The organism is Rhizobium sp. P1_C7 (assembly GCF_056406295.1).
The window spans coordinates 237883-254940 of the sequence record NZ_JBFUAL010000009.1; the positions used below are offsets into that span (position 1 = coordinate 237883).

The following is a 17058-nucleotide window of genomic DNA, read 5'->3' on the forward strand; positions in this document are numbered from 1 at the left end:
GGATTTTAGGTTTGCCGCTATGTAGGCGAATTGGCGCCCGGGAGCAACGCGCAGCGCCAAAAACAAGACGCTTTTCTGAAACCTTCAATGGAATTCCAGCCCAAAGGCGGCGGCTATTTCAGCTTTGCATGGTCGACCGGAAAAGCCGGACGTCGGTTTGCCTACCGATTGCCCCCTCTCGGGACCCGGCCAGTCGTCGCCGCGCACGGAACGGCGCTTGCTCTTGACCGGCTAAAGGAGAAGGCATGCCCCCGGCATTAGAACCCCGCCGCGTCAACGATCCCTTCATTGCAGCCGAACGATGTCCGACCGGCGCCCTGTATGAGGTCACCCAGGTTGGCGCCGACCTCGGTTGTCGCGTCCTGTGACAGCCCGATCGTCAATTCGCTGATGACGCGGTTTTGACCGGCGCGACGGCAGCTCATCTTGACGCGGTCTCCCGCCCCCGGGCCAAAGCTCTTGTCGAAGGCCGTCTTGATCTCCTGCGAGGTCAACGTCTTGCCGATCCTTGACGCAAACAAATCGCGAACCGCAGAACCGTTCAATTCGCCCACCAGCCGAACCGCCGTGGAGAAATAATCATCGGCGCTCATCCTCGCGCAGGTACCGTGTTTCAGCCATTCGTGCCGCTCAAGGCCCGATTGCGTTCCTGGCATCGCCTTGTCGAGTGCGGCCTTCGAGGCATCGGAGAGCGTCAAGGCAGGCAATTCGTGCCAGCTTCCGCCCTTGTCAGCCGCGCGCAGGTCTTCAGACACCCCACAGTAGTTCTCCCGCATCGGCCAGAGACCGTGCAGCGAGAAATTGGTCGCGTCGAACCGGTCCTTCGTCTGGCTTGCGCACTCCGCCTTGCGATGATTGGTTTGGCAAAATGCCGGCTGCCAGCTCGCCGCGAGGATAAAACGCGTCCGCCCGCCGCCTGCCTCGGCAGCGGCAGAACCGGCGGTGGCAGCGACGATGATACCCACGGTCAAACGCAGGAACAGATTTCTCATCCTCACTCCAGCTCTGCTCGCCAAAGAACAATGCATGAACAACTAAACACGCCAGGCGTGTTTTCGCAAGCCGCAAAAACGGAGCGCTGAAATTCCCCCGGAACAAGCATAAGGGCCTGTTGCATTCGGCGGCTGTTCTGATCTTCTCGCGCGACGGAGGAAACGATGTTCGCACAAACACAGCGCCTCGTGACGCGCGGGGCGTCGCTTGCCTTTCATCATCAGCCGGCGAGCGGGCATGCAAACGGGATCATTGTCGTCTGCCACGGGCTGGCCGAGCATTCGAAGCGCTATGCGGGCTTCGCGCAGGCCATGGCCGGCCGTGGCTATCACGTCTACGTCCACGACCATCGCGGCCACGGCGAGACAACGGCGCCGGAGGCGCCGATCGGCCGCTTTGCCCGCCGCGAAGGCGCCCGTCGCGTCGTCGATGACGTCGCAGCGTTTCGTGATCACATCGCGGGACAGCAGGCGGGGCTGCCGATCGTGCTCTTCGGTCATTCGATGGGAGGTCTGATCGCGCTCAATGCGGCTGTCACCTATCCCGACAAATTCGATGCGATCGCCCTGTGGAACTCCAACTTCAACCCCGGCATTGCCGGCCGCGCCGCGCAAGCGATCCTTCTTTTAGAGCGCGCGTTGAAAGGCTCCGACGTGCCAAGCGGCATACTGCCAAAACTCACCTTCGGCACGTGGGCAAAGTCGATCAAGGGCAGGCGCACGGACTTCGACTGGTTGTCTCGTGATCCCGCCAAAGTGGACAAATACATCACCGACCCGCTATGCGGGTTCGACGCGTCCGTGTCCCTGTGGCTCGACCTGTTCGAACTGACCTTCCGCGCCCCGCAAAGACAGTATCTGGCGAGGCTGCCGGCGCGGACGCCGATCCATCTGGTCGGCGGCGGCAAGGATCCGGCAACGGACGGAGGAAAAGCGGTCGTCTGGCTTTCAAACCATTTGAAAGCCGCCGGTTTCTCCCGTATCACCACGCAGATATATCAGGACATGCGCCACGAGACTCTGAATGAAATCGGCGCCGACGCCGCCATTTCGGCATTCGCCGATTGGTGTGACGAAGCGCTCGCGAAGTCCTGAAGAAGGACCGGCAATGAGCACCAGCAATTCCACCCTCCCCGCATCGACCTCCTCGGAGGTCATGATGGGGCTGATGCTGATGTCCATGTCGGTTCTCGTTTCTCCGATCATCGACATTTTCTCGAAGCTCGCCATCGCCACCATCCCGTCGGCGGAGATTACCGCCGCTCGATTTGCCGTGCAGGCGCTTTGCATGCTGCCTATCGTGCTGTGGCGGAAGAACCTGGCCGACACGACGTGGAAGCAGAGCTTCTTTCACGCGATCCGCGGCGCCATCATCACCATCTCGATGATCTCGTTCGTCACCACGCTGAAGTACATGGCGGTCGCGGATGCCATTGCTATCTTCTTCGTCGAACCGATCATCCTCACCATCCTCAGCAGCATCTTCCTCAAGGAGGCGATCGGCTGGCGACGCTACACAGCCTGCGGCGTGGGCTTCTTCGGTGCGATCCTCATCATTCAACCAAGTTTTGAGGAAGTGGGTTACGTTGCGCTTCTGCCGGTCGTCAGCGCGGTCTGCATAGCAATATCCGCGATGATGAACCGCGCGCTCGCGCAGCGCGAGGACCCTTGGGTCATGCAGTTTCACATGGGCCTGTGGGGTCTCCTCATCTGCATCGTCCTTCTGTATTTCGGCCATGGCACCGGCTCCGAGATATTCGATCCTGTCCTGCCGGATGGCCGCGCCTATCTCTATCTGATCGGCGTCGGCATCACCGCAGCGATTGCCGGCATCCTCGGTGTCTATGCCTACCGATCGGCACCTGCCTCGACGCTGGCACCGCTGCAGTATTTCGAGATCGTCTCGGCCACCATCTTCGCCTGGCTGGTGTTCGGAGACTTTCCCGATGTGGTCAAGTGGATCGGCATCCTCATTATTATGGGGTCCGGCTTTTATATTATCTGGCGCGAGCGCCGCTTTGCATCGAAACCAGTATCCGATACATCTCAGTCGGCACGGGCGCCCTGATCTGATCGCGGGAGGAACATGACGGATACAAAGCTTAGGAAGCCGCCGCTTCACGGCATTCGCGTCATTGAACTCGCCCGCGTGCTCGCCGGCCCGTGGGCGGGCCAGATGCTGGCCGATCTCGGCGCTGACGTGATCAAGGTTGAAAACCCCGACGGCGGCGACGATACCCGCCAGTGGGGACCTCCCTTCGTCGAGAGCGCGGATGGCGAGAACCTCTCCGCCGCCTACTATCACGCGGCCAACCGCGGCAAGCGATCCATCACGTCAGACCTGAGGAGCGAGGAAGGCCAGGCACTGGTGCGCCGCCTGGTAGCGACCGCCGATGTCGTCATCGAGAACTTCAAGCTCGGCGGGCTGGTGAAATATGGCCTCGACTACGAGAGCCTGAAGACGCTCAATCCGAAGCTCGTCTATTGCTCGATCACCGGCTTTGGCCAGACAGGCCCCTATGCCGGCCTCGCCGGCTATGACTACATTGTCCAGGGCATGTCCGGCTTCATGTCGATCACCGGCGAGCCGGAAGGGCAGCCGATGAAGGCAGGGGTTGCCATCGCCGACATCTTCACCGGCATCTACGCGGTTGCGGCGATAGAGGCCGCGCTCATCCATGCATTGAAGACCGGTGAAGGGCAGCTGGTGGATATGGCGTTGCTCGATGTGCAATCCGCCGTGCTGGCAAACCAGAACATGAACTACCTGATATCCGGACGCGCGCCGACAAGGCTCGGAAACGCCCATCCGAATATCTCTCCCTACGAAGTCGTTCCCACTGCCGACGGCTATCTCATCCTTGCGATCGGCAATGACGGCCAGTTCGGCCGGCTCTGCTCCATCCTCGGGCTCGCAGCCGCCCCTTTCGACAAGCGCTTCGCGACCAACAGGGCCCGCGTCGCCAACCGCGACGAGGTTCGTCGGCTGGTCGCGACCGAAACGCTGACATGGCAGAAGGCCGACCTCATGCGAGCCTGCGAGGAAAACGCGGTTCCGGCAGGCGCCATCAACACTATCGAGGAAATGTTTGCCGATCCGCAGGTCGAGGCGCGCGGCCTGCGCATTGACCTCAAGGATGCTGGCGGCACCGTCATTCCCGGTGTGAGGACGCCGGTCGTGCTTTCGCAGACGCCCTTGCGTTACGAAAGGCCGAGCCCGAGGCTCGGAGAGCATCAGGAAGACGTTCTGGCGGAACTCGCCGAGCTGGAGGGGAAGAGATCACCATGAAAAGAACCGGCGGGGAACTGATCGTCGAGGCATTGAAGGCGAACGGGGTAAGGCGCCTGTCCTGCGTGCCCGGCGAGAGTTTCCTCGCCGTCCTCGATGCGCTCCACGATAGCGACATCGACGTTGTGGTCTGCCGACAGGAAGGTGGAGCCGCGATGATGGCCGACGCCTGGGGACGGCTCACCGGCGAACCCGGAATCTGCATGGTCACCCGCGGCCCGGGCGCTACGAACGCCTCGGCCGGCCTTCACATCGCCAGGCAGGATTCCATTCCGATGATCCTCTTCATCGGCCAGGTGCAACGCGACGCCCGCGAGCGCGAGGCATTTCAGGAAGTGGAATTTCGCCGTGCCTTCACCGAATTCGCCAAGTGGGTGGGTGAGATCGACGATGCCGCACGCATACCCGAGTTCGTGACCCGCGCCTTTGCGATCGCAACCTCCGGTCGCCCGGGCCCCGTCGTGCTGTCACTGCCCGAAGACATGCTGCGGGATGAAGTCGAAGCGCCCCGCGCGAAGCGCTATGCGCGTGTCGAAGCACATCCCGGCAGCGGCCAGATCGACGATCTGTATCTGCGCCTGCTGAAGGCAGAACGGCCAATGGTGATCATCGGCGGGACCCGTTGGGATGCGGACGCGGTCGCCGATTTCCAGGCCTTTGCAGAACGCTTCAAACTGCCGGTCGGCTGCTCCTTCCGCCGCCAGATGCTGTTTGATCATCTGCACCCGGGCTATGCCGGCGACGTCGGCATCGGCATCAATCCGGCGCTCGCAAAAGAGATCAAGGAGAGCGACCTGCTGATCCTGCTTGGCAGCCGCATGTCGGAAATGCCCTCCTCCGGCTACACGCTGATCGATATTCCATACCCGCAGCAGTCACTCGTCCATATCTATCCGGATCCATCCGAGCTTGGCCGCATATACCGGCCGGATCTCGCGATCTCAGCGAGCCCGCAGGATTTCGTCACCGCTCTCGCCGATCTCCAGGCGCCGGCCGAACCGCACTGGGCAGAACGCACCGAGCGCATGCATCAGGCCTATCTTTCCTGGTCGAAACCGCCGCAAACAGGTCCCGGCGATGTTCACATGGGCCCGATCATGGAATGGATCGGGGCCAATACGCGCACAGACACGATCTTTACCAATGGTGCCGGCAACTACGCGACCTGGCTGCACCGCTTCCACCGGTTCCGCCAATTCAACACGCAGGCTGCACCGACCTCAGGTTCCATGGGTTACGGCCTGCCCGCCGCGGTCGCAGCAAAGCTTCTGTTTCCCGAGCGCGACGTGATCTGCTTTGCTGGAGACGGCTGTTTCCTCATGCACGGCCAGGAATTCGCGACAGCCGTCCGCTACCGCCTGCCGATCATCGCCATCGTCATCAACAATGGCATCTACGGCACGATCCGCATGCATCAGGAGCGCGAATATCCCGGCCGCGTCAGCGGCACCGATCTTACAAACCCGGATTTTGCGGCACTGGCCCGGGCCTATGGCGGCCACGGAGAAACGGTGGAGAAAACCGAGGATTTCGCCCCCGCCTTCGAACGGGCTCGCGCTGCCGGCAAACCTTCGATCATCGAGGTGAAGCTTGATCCCGAAGCGATCACGCCGACGCGCACGCTATCGGAAATCGCCCAAACAAAAAGCCGGTGAGCGAACCCACCGGCTTCCACATCGAAGATGGCGAAGTGTTCAGATCGCAGCCGTCACGATGAACTCGACCTTGTACTTCGGCGCAGCAAGCTTTGCTTCACTGGTCGCGCGAGCAGGCGTGTTTGCCGGATCGACCCAGGCTTCCCAGGCAGCATTCATTTCGGCGAAGTAAGCGATGTCGGAGAGATAGATGATGGTCTGCAGAACCTTCGACTTGCTCGAACCGGCAGCAGCGAGCAGGCGATCGACTTCGCCAAGCGCCGACTTGCACTGTTCGGTGACGCTTTCGCCTTCGCCGACCTGGCCCGCGAGGTAAACGGTGTTGCCGTGGATGACTGCGCCGCTCATGCGGGCGCCGACGTCGATGCGCTTGATGCTCATGATGTTCTCCTGGTTATGAAATGAAAGACGCCGCTCCACAGGCGGCGCCGAATAAGCCCCGCGGCCAGAGACTAGGCGCGGATATGCTGGGTTTTCTGGTAGATCGCCGTCGAGCGCGCGCCGGAACGGCAGTAGCCGAGCATCGGGCGTGGGAATTCGTCAAGCGCATCGACCATGCCGACGACCGCCTCTTCTGTCACCCCCATCGGGCCGACCGGAACATGGGCGATATCGAGGCCGAGCTCTTTTGCGCGCGCTTCGATCGCGGCAAACGGCGTCTGGTCCATGCTTTCCTGGTCCGGACGATGGCAGACGATGGACTTGAAGCCCAAGGCCTTGACCTCGTCGAGGTCCTCGACCGTGATCTGGCCGGAAACCGAATAATCGTCATCGATCTGGCGAATGTCCATTGCTAATCCTCCTGAAATCGTGGGCTGAATGACTACGCCGCCGGATGACCAGCGTCAACCGCGGATCATTCAAACGAAGGCGAAGCTGAGCCCGTAGTTGCGGCTCTCGCCGGGCTCCAGCCAGACGAATTCCCCCGCTGCCTCCAGCTCGGATCGGGAGACCCACCGATGCGATACCGGCTCGATGCCGAGGACATCGGCGGGCGCCTTCTGGTTTCGCCAGACCTGCAGATGCGGCAAGGTGTCCGCCTGTACACGCACCCTCAGCGTCCTGCCGCCGATCGCAGCGATCGGTCCCAAACGGACTTCGGAAAGACCATCGTCGGTTGCCGGCGCCTTGACGCAGAAGAGGTCTCCGAGTTGCTCTCCGAACCGCCAGGGGAAACCGCCGCCTTCGAGCATCTTCCCCTCGAGCCGCGTGGCCGCGTCGAACCATTTGCCGCCAACGTTCATATGGTACATCAGGAAAGTCGGCACCCTCCTGTCGCTGGTATTGATGACCCGGTCGTTGAGATGCGCCTCGCCGGTTTTACCGTCGATGAACCAATGTCGCTCGATACGGGCCGGCAGCCCCTCCACTGTGGTGAGATCAATATCTGCGCGGCACTCAGCGTTGCCGTTTTCAAATTTGGTCCACAGGATGTTTGCGCCGTGCCCGGCAGCAGACCCATGCAAGGGGAAAACCTTGCCGTCGCTGCGGCCGGGTATCTTGTCACGGTGACGGATGTGGTCGGGTCCGCAGGTGAAGAGAAAGCCTTGGACAGAATGCGAAATGCGGGCGTCACCGTCATCCGGTACCGCCGTCTTCGGCGCGATATCAACACCTTCGACGAGGCATCCGCCGATATCCATCAGCGACGTTTCGTCCAGCATCAGACGCGGCCCAAGGGCAGCGGCAAACTCAATCATGATGTCATCTCCCCGTTTCATCAGCCGGCGTAGGGTTAGGTTTTGCGCCACGTTTCGTCAATCGCGCAGGGCACTTGTTCAGGCGCCAATTTCCGTGGAACCGCCTGGCGGTCTCAAATGTTTATGAGCAAACGGAAAATCGGGAGTTTTTTATCTTTTATTCAGCACGATTTCATAAATTCCACACTAGCGTCAAAATTCGCAGGTGTGTGTCGGCTCTGTCACTGAAGGATACGAAGACGTGAATCGCTTTTTCAAATCGGCATTGTCTGGGACAATTGTGGTGCTGGCCGTTGCGGCGCTGGCTCCAGACGCCGACGCGCAGTTCTTCAACCGGCGCCAGAACAGCGTCGTTTTCGTAGCACCGAACGGTGACATTCTCGACTACGTCCCCACCGGTGCCGGCTATGCCCGTGACCGTCGCGGCAATCGGGTGCTCGTCGACCGCTATGGCAACATCATCGCTACGGAAGCGCGCGCACGCGGATACTATCCGCCGCCGCCCAGCCGTGAGGTCTACAACAATGATCCCTATTATCGCGACGACCAGTACGGCGATACCCGCTACTCGGAACGCGGCGCCGTGACGGGCTCCATCACACGCGATGCCTCCATCGATCGCCAGCCGCTGGACGAGCAGCCGTACCCGCAAAACGACGGCGACTATGCCTCAATCGAGCCGGATCAACAGCAACCTGACATGATGCAACCGAAGCCGCCTTCGGAGCCTGTTATCACCCTGAAGAACAAGTCGAAGTCTGAGATCGTGGCGCTTCAGGTGTTTCTCGACCGCGCGGGCATCTCTCCCGGCGCCATAGACGGCCATATGGGCACAAACGTCACCAAGGCGATTTACGCCTATCAGGAGATGACCGGCGAAACGCTGGATCCCAACAACACCGATGCCATTCTCGAACAGCTCCGCATGTCCGGTGGCCTGCCGCTCGTGAGCTACACGATCACGCCCGCCGACGCCGCCGGTCCGTATGTCGCCGAGATCCCGGAAGACTACGCACACAAGGCTGCCCTGTCGTCGCTTGCCTATACCTCCACGACGGAGATGCTGGCCGAGCGCTTTCACATGGATGAAGGCTTCCTGAAGGACATCAATCCGGGTGCGGATTTCACGGTGCCCGGCACGATCGTCAAGGTGATCAATCCGGGCGAGGTCAAGAGCGGCAGTGTAGCGCGTATCATCGCCGACAAGGGCAAGAAGCAGATTTTCGCCTATGACGCATCCGGCGGTCTGGTTGCCGCATACCCCGCCTCCATCGGTTCCACCGACACCCCGTCGCCGTCAGGCACGGTGACAGTCGAACGCGTCGCGTTCAATCCGGGTTACACCTACAATCCGAAGATCAACTTCCAGCAGGGCGACAATGACAAGATCCTGAACATTCCGCCAGGGCCGAACGGCCCCGTCGGCACGGTCTGGATGGCACTTTCGAAGCCAACCTACGGGATCCATGGAACCCCGGAACCGTCGAAGATCGGCCGAACGCAAAGCCACGGCTGCATTCGTCTCACAAACTGGGACGCGACCGAGCTGGCAAAGATGGTCAAACCCGGCGTTACCGTCGAATTCGTGGATTGACGCTGAAGGACCACATGTCCACGCGTGGACATTCGCCGAGATTGGCAAGCCGTCCTGATCCAACACGAAAGCAGGTGCAGCTACAGGAAATGCGCCCCTAGCGGACCGGGGCGCGCATCGTCTCAGAAAAGCGGTTGGCCCTTACGCCGCAGAGCGGACGAGCGGTCCCGTCATGCGGGCGGCGGAGGAAAGCCTGACCGGCAGCTTGTTCATGATCTCCTCGGCAAAACAGAGAGCGTTCTCGCGGGCCTTGTCGAGATTGCTGACGCGCCCCGGGTCCATCGAATGCAGGGTCCCGCCGCAATCGAAGATGTCGCGGAAGGCGGAACGCTCGATGATGGCCGTATCGAGGACAGGCACCTGACGCTGGCTGAGCAGCGACTTGACGAGCGCCAGGGCTCGCGTCGTGACCATGGAGCTGACGCGGGTCAGCACAACCGAATGGCTGATCCTGATACCCGCCTTTTCGTCGAGATAATTCAGCAATTCCAGCACCTGCGCACCACCGCGCGCGTCCATGGCGCAGCCCTGGATCGGGATAAGCACGTGATCGGAAAGGCCGATTGCAGTCGCAAGCAGCGGATTGCGCGCACCCGGCAGATCGATGATGAAGTAGTCGGTGTTGTGCTTGTTTTCCGAAATATGCTGCGGCAGCGATGCCGACGTCACGAAATCAATCACCGAAACGTTCTGCACATGGCCGGAGACGTCATGCCATCGGGAAATCCAATGCTGCGGATCGGCGTCGAGGATCGTGACGCGATACCCCTTGCGGGCAAGCTCGGTCGCGAGAAGAAGGACGGCCGTCGTCTTACCGGCCCCGCCCTTGGTGTTTGCAAATGTGATGACTGGCATGTCTGGTCCTCGAGGGGAAATTCACGAGCCCGCCATCGCTCTGTTGCGGAATGTCGGAAGCATCGTGCGATTAACGCATCCTTTCCAAACATGGTTAACAATACCTAAAGATCGCAGCTTAAATTGCTGCGTGGATTTTTCGTAATCCGGACACAGATACCCTTGGGTGGCGTCCTGCGAAACGAAAAAAGCCCGGAAAGCCAGTGCTTCCCGGGCCAAATATGAGGTCCGCCTTTTGTCTCAGAAGCAATCCTTGAAAAGCGCCTTGGTGTTTTCCAGCGTCAATGCCACCGGGTTGCCGCCGGCGCTCGGATCCTCGATTGCCATCGCCGACAACTCATCGATCCTGTCCGGCGTGATTCCCATCGCCGACAAATTCTGCGGGACGCCGAGTTCCGAACGAAGCTTCAGCACGTAGTCGTAGAAGCCGTCGAAGCCCCCGGAAATACCGAGATAGGCGGCCGCGCGCGCGATCTTGTCCTCGATTGCCGAACGATTGAAGCGAAGCACTGCCGGCATGACGACAGCGTTCGTCATGCCGTGGTGAGTGTTGTAGACGGCGCCGATCGGGTGCGACAGCGCGTGGATCGCACCGAGCCCCTTCTGGAAGGCGACAGCCCCCATGGCGGCGGCCGACATCATGTTGGCGCGTGCTTCCAGATCGGTGCCTTCCTTGTAGGCGCGCGGCAGGAATTCCTTGACGAGACGCATGCCTTCCAGTGCGATGCCGGCAGACATCGGGTGATAGAAGGGCGACGAATAGGCCTCCAGGCAATGTGCGAAGGCATCCATGCCGGTACCCGCGGTAATGATCTTCGGCATGCCGACCGTCAGTTCCGGATCGGCGATGACGACGCCCGGCAGAAACTTCGGATGGAAGATGATCTTCTTTACATGCGTTTCAGAGTTGGTGATGACGCTGGCGCGACCGACTTCCGATCCGGTGCCGGCCGTGGTCGGGACGGCGACGATCGGCGCGATTTTCTCCACGCTGGCGCGCGTCCACCAGTCGCCGATATCCTCGAAATCCCAGACAGGCCGCGTCTGACCGGCCATGAAGGCCACGCACTTGCCGAGATCGAGGCCTGAGCCGCCGCCGAAGGCAACGACGCCATCATGACCGCCGTCCTTGAACGCCTTGACGCCGGCGTCGAGGTTCTTCTCGTTCGGGTTCGGATCGACGTCGGCGAAGATCGCTCGACCAAGACCCGCGTCTTCCAGGATGTCGAGCGCGTTTTTGGTAATCGCCATCGTGGCGAGGCCGCGATCGGTGATCAGCAGTGGCTTCTTGATGCCGAGGCTCTTGCAGGCGTCCGCCAGCTCCTTGATGCGGCCGCGGCCGAGCTTGAAGGCTGTCGGATAGCTCCAATTGGCTGTGATATGCGCACTCATGCTGTAACTTTCTTCAGATGGTAGGATTTCGGACGCGTCAGATTCTGGAAGCCGATGATGGAGAGCGAGCCGCCACGGCCGGTTTCCTTGACACCGGTCCAGCACAGGGCCGGATCGAGATAATCGGCTCGGTTCATGAAAACTGTGCCGGTTTCGATTTCGCGCCCAAGCCGCCCTGCTCGTTCAGCATCCTTGGTCCAGAGCGAAGCCGTCAGCCCGTACTGGCTGTCGTTCATCAGCGCGATCGCTTCGTCGTCGCTCTTCACCTTCATGATGCCGACGGCCGGGCCGAAGGTCTCTTCGCGCATGAACGCCATGGAGTGATCGACGTCGACGAGGACTTGGGGCGCGAGGTAGGCGCCACCGTCGTCAGCCGGGAAGAGCTTCGGGTCGACCAGCGCCTTGGCACCCTTGGCAACGGCATCGGCAATCTGCTCGCGCACGACCCTGGCGAAACGCTTGTTGGCCATCGGACCGAGCGATGTCTCCGTGTCGAGCGGGTTGCCGAGCTTGTAATTCGACACCCAGGCGACCGACTTCTCGACGAAGCTGTCATAGAGCGACTGGTGCACATAAATGCGCTCGATGCCGCAGCAGCACTGGCCGGAATTGTAGGTCGCGCCATCCATCAGCGTATCGACGGCAGCGTCGAGATCGGCGTCTTCCATGACATAGCCCGGATCCTTTCCGCCGAGCTCGAGGCCGAGGCCCGTAAATGTGCCAGCCGCGGCCCGCTCCATCGACCGGCCGCCTTCGACGGAGCCGGTAAAGTTGACGAAATTGAAGCTGCCTGCCGCGATCAGTGCCGAGGTTGTCTCGTGGTCCAGGAACACGTTCTGGAACACGTCCTCGGGCACACCCGCCTCGACAAAGGCCTGAACCAGCCGCTCGCCGACCAAAAGCGTCTGCGACGCGTGCTTCAGCACGACCGTATTGCCGGCCATCAAGGCAGGCGCAATCGTATTGATGGCCGTCATGTAGGGGTAGTTCCACGGGGCCACGACGAATACGACGCCATGCGCCTCGCGCTCGATGCGGCGCTCGAACCTGTCGGTTGCTTCAACCACGAGCGGCGCCAGCGCATCCGCCGCGATCGAGGCGACGTAGTTGGAGCGCTCGTTGAAACCTTTGTACTCTCCGCCATACCGGATCGGGCGCCCCATCTGCCAGGCAAGCTCGGGCACGACGACGTCCGACATTTCATTCAACCGCGCAGCGCCCTTCAGCACGAGCTGGACACGCTCTTCAAGCGGTCGCCTTGCCCAGGACTTCTGCGCCTTGCGGGCGCGCGCCACGACCTCTTTCGCCGCTTCCAGCGAAAGCGCTGGACGCTCGGCGTAAACCGATCCATCGATCGGTGAAATGCATTGGATCATTCCCATGATCATCTTCCTATGTTTTCGCGAGCCGAAGCGGGCCGACATCCCGCACAAATCCGCCAGACTCTGGAGACCGTATCGCGGGACGCCTTCCGGCTTTTGCCATTGCTATTATGCTCTTTCGAAACCGCGCGCCACTTCCCAGTCGGTGATGCGACGATCGTATTCCTCCTGCTCCCATTCGGCAGCGCGCGTGTAGTGGTCCATCACCTCGTCGCCGAAGGCTTTGCGCAACATCTTGGACTTGGTCATCGTTGCGGTCGCCGCGCGCAACGTCCGGGGAATCTCCCGGACGCGGCGAGCGCCATAGGCATCACCGACGAACGGGTCTTCAAGCGTGAGCTTGTTCTCGATGCCGTCGATACCGGCGGCAAGCAGCGCCGCAAAGGCGAGGTACGGATTGAGGTCGGAACCGCCGACGCGGCATTCGATACGGATTGCCTTGGTGTCGTCGCCGCACAGGCGATAGCCGGCAGTCCGGTTGTCCTTGCTCCAGACGGCCTTTGTCGGTGCGAAGGTGCCGGCCATGAAACGCTTGTAGGAATTGATGTAGGGCGCGAGGAAATAGGTGATCTCGCTCGCGTGGCTGAGCAAGCCGGCCACGTAGTTTTCCATGAGCGGCGACATGCCGTACTTGCCCTGTTCGTCAAAGAACAGCGGCGTCTTGCCGTCGGCACTCCAAAGGGACTGGTGGATATGCGAAGAGCTGCCGGCCGCGTTGTAGTGCCACTTCGCGAGGAAAGTGATCGCCTTGCCTTTCGACCAGGCGATTTCCTTGCAGCCGTTCTTGATGATCGCATGGCGATCGGCCATCGTCAGGGCGTCGGCATAGCGAACGTTGATTTCCTCCTGGCCGGCTGAGGCTTCGCCTTTCGAATTCTCGACCGGGATGCCAGCCCCCTGCAGGCCTGTGCGGATCGCCCGCATGACCTCCTCTTCCTTGGTGGTCTGGAAGATGTGGTAGTCCTCGTTATAGGCGCTGGCGAGCTTCAGGTTGCGATAGCCCGAGGTGTGTGCCGACTCGTAGGTCTGATCGAAAAGAAAGAATTCGAGCTCGGAGGCCATGAAGGCCTTCATGCCCATGTCCTCAAGCCGCCTGATCTGCTTCTTCAGGATGGCGCGTGGCGAATGCGGCACGTCTTCATGCGTGTGATGGTCGAGCAGGTCGCACAACACAAGCGCCGTCCCTTCGAGCCACGGGATGCGGCGCAGCGTCGAAAGGTCGGGCTTCATCGTGTAGTCGCCGTAGCCTTTTTCCCAGCTGGTTGCCTTGTAGCCGGAGACGGTTTCCATCTCCATGTCGGTTGCAACGAGATAATTGCAGCTATGCGTCTCCTTCCAGGCGCTCTCCAGGAAAAACTCGGCCTGGAAGCGCTTGCCCATCAGGCGGCCCTGCATGTCTATCTGGCATGCCAGAACCGTATCGATGCGCCCGTCGGCAACATCCTGCTTGAGATCGTCGAGGGTGTAGATGCTCATGTTAAATCCGCCTGACTTGGAATAGGAAAATCGGGGCAACGAAAGGGCATGCCGTGGCGCAAGCCTGGCCCGTCTGATGCATTTTCGTTGAGCCGGGAAACGGGGCCGCCACAAGCGGCCCCGTCGTTGAAGAGAAAAGCCTCAGGCTTACCTTTCGCCAACCGCCTTCTCGGCGGCGGCAATCTCGGCCTGGCGGCGCGCGACTTCCTCGCCGATCGGAGGACCCTTGAAGCGGCGGCTTTCGAAGCCGAACCAGACAATCGCGGTCAGGACCAGGAAGCCGACCGTGACGTACAGCGCCGGACCGTTCGGAGGCTGGACGCCGAGAACGAAGATCAGGATCATGGCAAGGATCGACAGGACCGAAAACAGCTTGAACATGCCCTCGCCGATGTTCCACGGACCCATCTTGTCCCACTTGGACGAACCCCAGGCCAAGAGGCCGAGCGTGATCGGGATCGCGAAGGAGAAGAACAGGAAGATGACCGTGCAAGACACGACGATCGTGTAAACCGGCGTGTCGCCGATCGAGACGAGCGACGAACCCCACACGAACAGAACCGAGAGGATCGAACCGGTCCAGATTGCGGCAACCGGCGTGCGATATTTCGGGCTGACTTTGGCAAGAGCCTTGGATGCCGGCAGACCGCCGTCACGCGAGAAGGCGAAGATCATGCGCGACACCGAGGTAACGGTCGCAAGGCCGCACAGCCACTGGCTGACAAGAATGGCGAAGTAGAGCACATCCTTGACCAGCGGATTGACCTGGCTGTCCATCGCCCAGAAGAACACGTTCCAGCCCTGCTTGGCGGCATCGTCCATGCTGGGCAGCATCAGAACGAACGAGCAAAGCATGATGTAGCCGAACAGTGCGGACCAGAGAACTGAAGAGACCATGCCGCGCGGAACGGAATGGGCCGCCTTGACGGTTTCTTCCGATGTATGGGCGGAAGCGTCATAGCCGGTGATCGTGTAGATCGGCAGCAGCAGACCGAGAAGGAAGACCCATGTCCCTGAGGTTGCCGGCCAGACGTTGCCGCCCGCTTCGCCGGAATAGTTGGCGAAGGTGAAGAGGCGCGCCACGTCATAGGACGGTGCTGAGAGCAGGCAAACCGCAGACAGAGCGATCGCCGTTGCGAAGATAAGGTAGCCGGAGAAGTCGGTGAGCTTCGCGGTCAGCCCGATCCCCATGTGGTTCACGAGCGCCTGGGCGCCGGTGATGATCACCAGGAAGACGATGCGGACCGTCGTGGTATCGGCCAGGCCGAAATAGCTCGTGCCGAAGGAGCCCATGAAGAAGTAGTAGGTGCCGACATTGATGGCGCCGAGAACCGTGACGAGACCGAGCAGGTTGAACCAGGCGGTCAGCCAACCGGTAAAGCGATTGCCGAGGATCGAACCCCAGTGATAGAGGCCGCCGGCTGTTGGATAGGCCGAGCTGATCTGCGCCATCGCGACGGCAAACACCAGCGAAACGAAGCAGCCAACCGGCCACCCGATGCCGATTGCTGCGCCACCGGCGCCGGCGGTCGCCTGTGCGAGTGAGTTGATACCGCCGGAAAGGATGCAAATGATGGAAAATGAGACTGCAAAATTCGAGAACGAGCTCATGCGTCGTTCAAGCTCCTGGGCATAGCCCATGGAGTGCAGGATGTGCACATCCTGCTTTTTGTCGAGCTCCGAGTAATCGGACATGACTTCCCCCTGTATAGCGATCAGCCGCGGGATTGCGGCCGATTATCCAGTGCCAAATTGCCCGTGACGTTTTCGCCTACGGGCCGATCGCAGTTAAACTGCTCCCTGGGGTCTTATGTTTTGTTGTCAGGCGTCCAGACTGTGCTGGAGCAGCCCTGTCAGATAGCCGGTCATGACCCCTTGACCGGCTTCGTCTGAGATGAGGTCATTGCGGACCTCGATCATTACATTGCGCAACCCGTTCGAAAGCCCGTGCAGGACCAGCGTGTGCGTCACACCGTCAAGAGGGCCATAGGGTTCGTTGCGTTCTACTTTGTAAAGCTGCGCGCCGGCTGCGGCGTCAGCTAGCATGCTGTCCGCAAGGCGGCTGTCTTCGTCATGCAATATTCCGATTTCCACGGCACGCGTCTTGCCGTGGTAAACGGGAGTGAAGCTATGGACTGTTGCAATCACGGTGTCCTGCCCCCTCGCCTTGCGGTCGCGAATCAGCGCCCGGATGGCATCGTGGAAAGGAATATACAACGCTTCGGTGCGCGCGTGGCGCTCTTGCGGGCTGAGATGCGCATTGCCGGGGATATCGTAGATTTCGCTCTTCTGCGGCATGGCACCCGGAGAGTCCGGCGGCCTGTTGCAGTCGTAGATGAGCCGCGAAAAACGCTGGTGCACCAGCGTTGCGTCAAGCGCTTCCGAAATGCCGCGGGCAACTGCCAACGCACCCGGGTCCCATGCAATATGGCTGCTGAGCGCATCACCGGAAAGGCCGAGCGCACCATAGCGCTCGGGAAGCAGGCGGGAGGCGTGTTCGCAAACGATAAGCAATGGACTTGCGCCGTTCGGCCGTTCGACCGCTACGCACTCGCCATCCGATTTGCTTAGGACCTCGAACTCACCAGGCACCACAGGCGCACCATCCCAAATCATTAATAAAATACTTATAAGAAAAGAATTCTTCAGGTTTGAAGCCCTGTCAAGCGCATCCTGAAAAAATCTTTTCACAACAACAGTTGACATGGATTGTGACAGCGTTG

The 17058-nt window shown here is 60.7% G+C and carries 15 protein-coding genes; 5 read left to right on the forward strand and 10 right to left on the reverse strand.

Annotated features, from left to right (window positions below):
- Positions 1 to 257: 257 nt before the first annotated feature.
- Complete coding sequence (locus AC1D2R_RS16610; RefSeq protein WP_477968459.1) at positions 258 to 992, reverse strand: ribonuclease T2 family protein; 735 nt, start codon at positions 990 to 992, stop codon at positions 258 to 260.
- 165 nt (positions 993 to 1157) lie between these two features.
- Between AC1D2R_RS16610 and AC1D2R_RS16615 the strand changes: the two genes are divergently transcribed.
- Genes AC1D2R_RS16615 through AC1D2R_RS16630 form a run of 4 tightly spaced genes read left to right on the forward strand, consistent with a single transcriptional unit; the run spans position 1158 to position 5936 of the window.
- Complete coding sequence (locus tag AC1D2R_RS16615; RefSeq protein WP_477968461.1) at positions 1158 to 2087, forward strand: lysophospholipase; 930 nt, start codon at positions 1158 to 1160, stop codon at positions 2085 to 2087.
- Between the two features lie 13 nt (positions 2088 to 2100).
- Complete coding sequence (locus tag AC1D2R_RS16620) at positions 2101 to 3060, forward strand: DMT family transporter (protein WP_477968463.1); 960 nt, start codon at positions 2101 to 2103, stop codon at positions 3058 to 3060.
- Between the two features lie 18 nt (positions 3061 to 3078).
- Complete coding sequence (gene caiB / locus AC1D2R_RS16625; protein ID WP_477968465.1) at positions 3079 to 4281, forward strand: succinate--glutarate CoA-transferase; 1203 nt, start codon at positions 3079 to 3081, stop codon at positions 4279 to 4281.
- Positions 4278 to 5936, forward strand: coding sequence for a thiamine pyrophosphate-binding protein (locus tag AC1D2R_RS16630; protein WP_477968467.1), 1659 nt, complete (start codon positions 4278 to 4280; stop codon positions 5934 to 5936). Before caiB ends, AC1D2R_RS16630 begins: the two co-directional genes overlap by 4 nt.
- 39 nt (positions 5937 to 5975) lie before the next feature.
- On the opposite strand, the gene AC1D2R_RS16635 is transcribed toward AC1D2R_RS16630, so the two are convergent.
- The 3 genes from AC1D2R_RS16635 to AC1D2R_RS16645 all read right to left on the reverse strand — a co-directional run bounded on the left by AC1D2R_RS16635 (position 5976) and on the right by AC1D2R_RS16645 (position 7636).
- Positions 5976 to 6317: a RidA family protein gene (locus AC1D2R_RS16635; protein ID WP_057469161.1), complete on the reverse strand. Its 342-nt coding sequence runs from the start codon at positions 6315 to 6317 to the stop codon at positions 5976 to 5978.
- A gap of 71 nt (positions 6318 to 6388) precedes the next feature.
- Positions 6389 to 6727: a protein tyrosine phosphatase family protein gene (locus AC1D2R_RS16640; RefSeq protein ID WP_477968469.1), complete on the reverse strand. Its 339-nt coding sequence runs from the start codon at positions 6725 to 6727 to the stop codon at positions 6389 to 6391.
- Between the two features lie 69 nt (positions 6728 to 6796).
- Positions 6797 to 7636: a DUF4432 family protein gene (locus AC1D2R_RS16645; RefSeq protein WP_477968471.1), complete on the reverse strand. Its 840-nt coding sequence runs from the start codon at positions 7634 to 7636 to the stop codon at positions 6797 to 6799.
- A 241-nt stretch (positions 7637 to 7877) separates the two neighbouring features.
- Between AC1D2R_RS16645 and AC1D2R_RS16650 the strand changes: the two genes are divergently transcribed.
- Positions 7878 to 9230, forward strand: coding sequence for a L,D-transpeptidase family protein (locus AC1D2R_RS16650; RefSeq protein WP_477968473.1), 1353 nt, complete (start codon positions 7878 to 7880; stop codon positions 9228 to 9230).
- Positions 9231 to 9371: 141 nt separating this feature from the next.
- On the opposite strand, the gene AC1D2R_RS16655 is transcribed toward AC1D2R_RS16650, so the two are convergent.
- From AC1D2R_RS16655 to AC1D2R_RS16680, 6 genes are all read right to left on the reverse strand, one after another.
- Positions 9372 to 10085: an AAA family ATPase gene (locus tag AC1D2R_RS16655; RefSeq protein ID WP_477968475.1), complete on the reverse strand. Its 714-nt coding sequence runs from the start codon at positions 10083 to 10085 to the stop codon at positions 9372 to 9374.
- A gap of 240 nt (positions 10086 to 10325) precedes the next feature.
- Positions 10326 to 11477, reverse strand: coding sequence for an iron-containing alcohol dehydrogenase (locus tag AC1D2R_RS16660; protein ID WP_477968477.1), 1152 nt, complete (start codon positions 11475 to 11477; stop codon positions 10326 to 10328).
- A complete protein-coding gene (locus AC1D2R_RS16665; RefSeq protein WP_477968479.1) occupies positions 11474 to 12859 on the reverse strand; it encodes an aldehyde dehydrogenase family protein in 1386 nt (461 codons plus the stop codon). The genes AC1D2R_RS16660 and AC1D2R_RS16665 overlap by 4 nt, the downstream gene beginning before the upstream one ends.
- A 108-nt stretch (positions 12860 to 12967) precedes the next feature.
- A complete protein-coding gene (locus AC1D2R_RS16670) occupies positions 12968 to 14335 on the reverse strand; it encodes a glutamine synthetase family protein (protein WP_477968482.1) in 1368 nt (455 codons plus the stop codon).
- A gap of 147 nt (positions 14336 to 14482) precedes the next feature.
- Positions 14483 to 16030 carry an amino acid permease gene (locus tag AC1D2R_RS16675; protein ID WP_477968484.1) on the reverse strand — a complete coding sequence of 516 codons (1548 nt, stop codon included), beginning with the start codon at positions 16028 to 16030 and terminating at the stop codon, positions 14483 to 14485.
- 126 nt (positions 16031 to 16156) lie between these two features.
- Positions 16157 to 16951: an N-formylglutamate amidohydrolase gene (locus AC1D2R_RS16680; protein ID WP_477968485.1), complete on the reverse strand. Its 795-nt coding sequence runs from the start codon at positions 16949 to 16951 to the stop codon at positions 16157 to 16159.
- Positions 16952 to 17058 lie beyond the last annotated feature (107 nt).

What these genes read in the sequence shown, in the direction of transcription:
- AC1D2R_RS16660 (WP_477968477.1), bottom strand. Translation starts at nt 11,477, where the DNA reads ATGAGTGCGCATATCACAGCCAATTGGAGCTATCCGACAGCCTTCAAG.
- AC1D2R_RS16675 (WP_477968484.1), bottom strand. Translation starts at nt 16,030, where the DNA reads ATGTCCGATTACTCGGAGCTCGACAAAAAGCAGGATGTGCACATCCTG.
- AC1D2R_RS16630 (WP_477968467.1), top strand. Translation starts at nt 4,278, where the DNA reads ATGAAAAGAACCGGCGGGGAACTGATCGTCGAGGCATTGAAGGCGAAC.
- AC1D2R_RS16615 (WP_477968461.1), top strand. Translation starts at nt 1,158, where the DNA reads ATGTTCGCACAAACACAGCGCCTCGTGACGCGCGGGGCGTCGCTTGCC.
- AC1D2R_RS16635 (WP_057469161.1), bottom strand. Translation starts at nt 6,317, where the DNA reads ATGAGCATCAAGCGCATCGACGTCGGCGCCCGCATGAGCGGCGCAGTC.
- AC1D2R_RS16655 (WP_477968475.1), bottom strand. Translation starts at nt 10,085, where the DNA reads ATGCCAGTCATCACATTTGCAAACACCAAGGGCGGGGCCGGTAAGACG.
- AC1D2R_RS16645 (WP_477968471.1), bottom strand. Translation starts at nt 7,636, where the DNA reads ATGATTGAGTTTGCCGCTGCCCTTGGGCCGCGTCTGATGCTGGACGAA.
- AC1D2R_RS16620 (WP_477968463.1), top strand. Translation starts at nt 2,101, where the DNA reads ATGAGCACCAGCAATTCCACCCTCCCCGCATCGACCTCCTCGGAGGTC.
- AC1D2R_RS16610 (WP_477968459.1), bottom strand. Translation starts at nt 992, where the DNA reads ATGAGAAATCTGTTCCTGCGTTTGACCGTGGGTATCATCGTCGCTGCC.
- AC1D2R_RS16665 (WP_477968479.1), bottom strand. Translation starts at nt 12,859, where the DNA reads ATGGGAATGATCCAATGCATTTCACCGATCGATGGATCGGTTTACGCC.
- AC1D2R_RS16680 (WP_477968485.1), bottom strand. Translation starts at nt 16,951, where the DNA reads ATGATTTGGGATGGTGCGCCTGTGGTGCCTGGTGAGTTCGAGGTCCTA.
- AC1D2R_RS16670 (WP_477968482.1), bottom strand. Translation starts at nt 14,335, where the DNA reads ATGAGCATCTACACCCTCGACGATCTCAAGCAGGATGTTGCCGACGGG.
- caiB (WP_477968465.1), top strand. Translation starts at nt 3,079, where the DNA reads ATGACGGATACAAAGCTTAGGAAGCCGCCGCTTCACGGCATTCGCGTC.
- AC1D2R_RS16640 (WP_477968469.1), bottom strand. Translation starts at nt 6,727, where the DNA reads ATGGACATTCGCCAGATCGATGACGATTATTCGGTTTCCGGCCAGATC.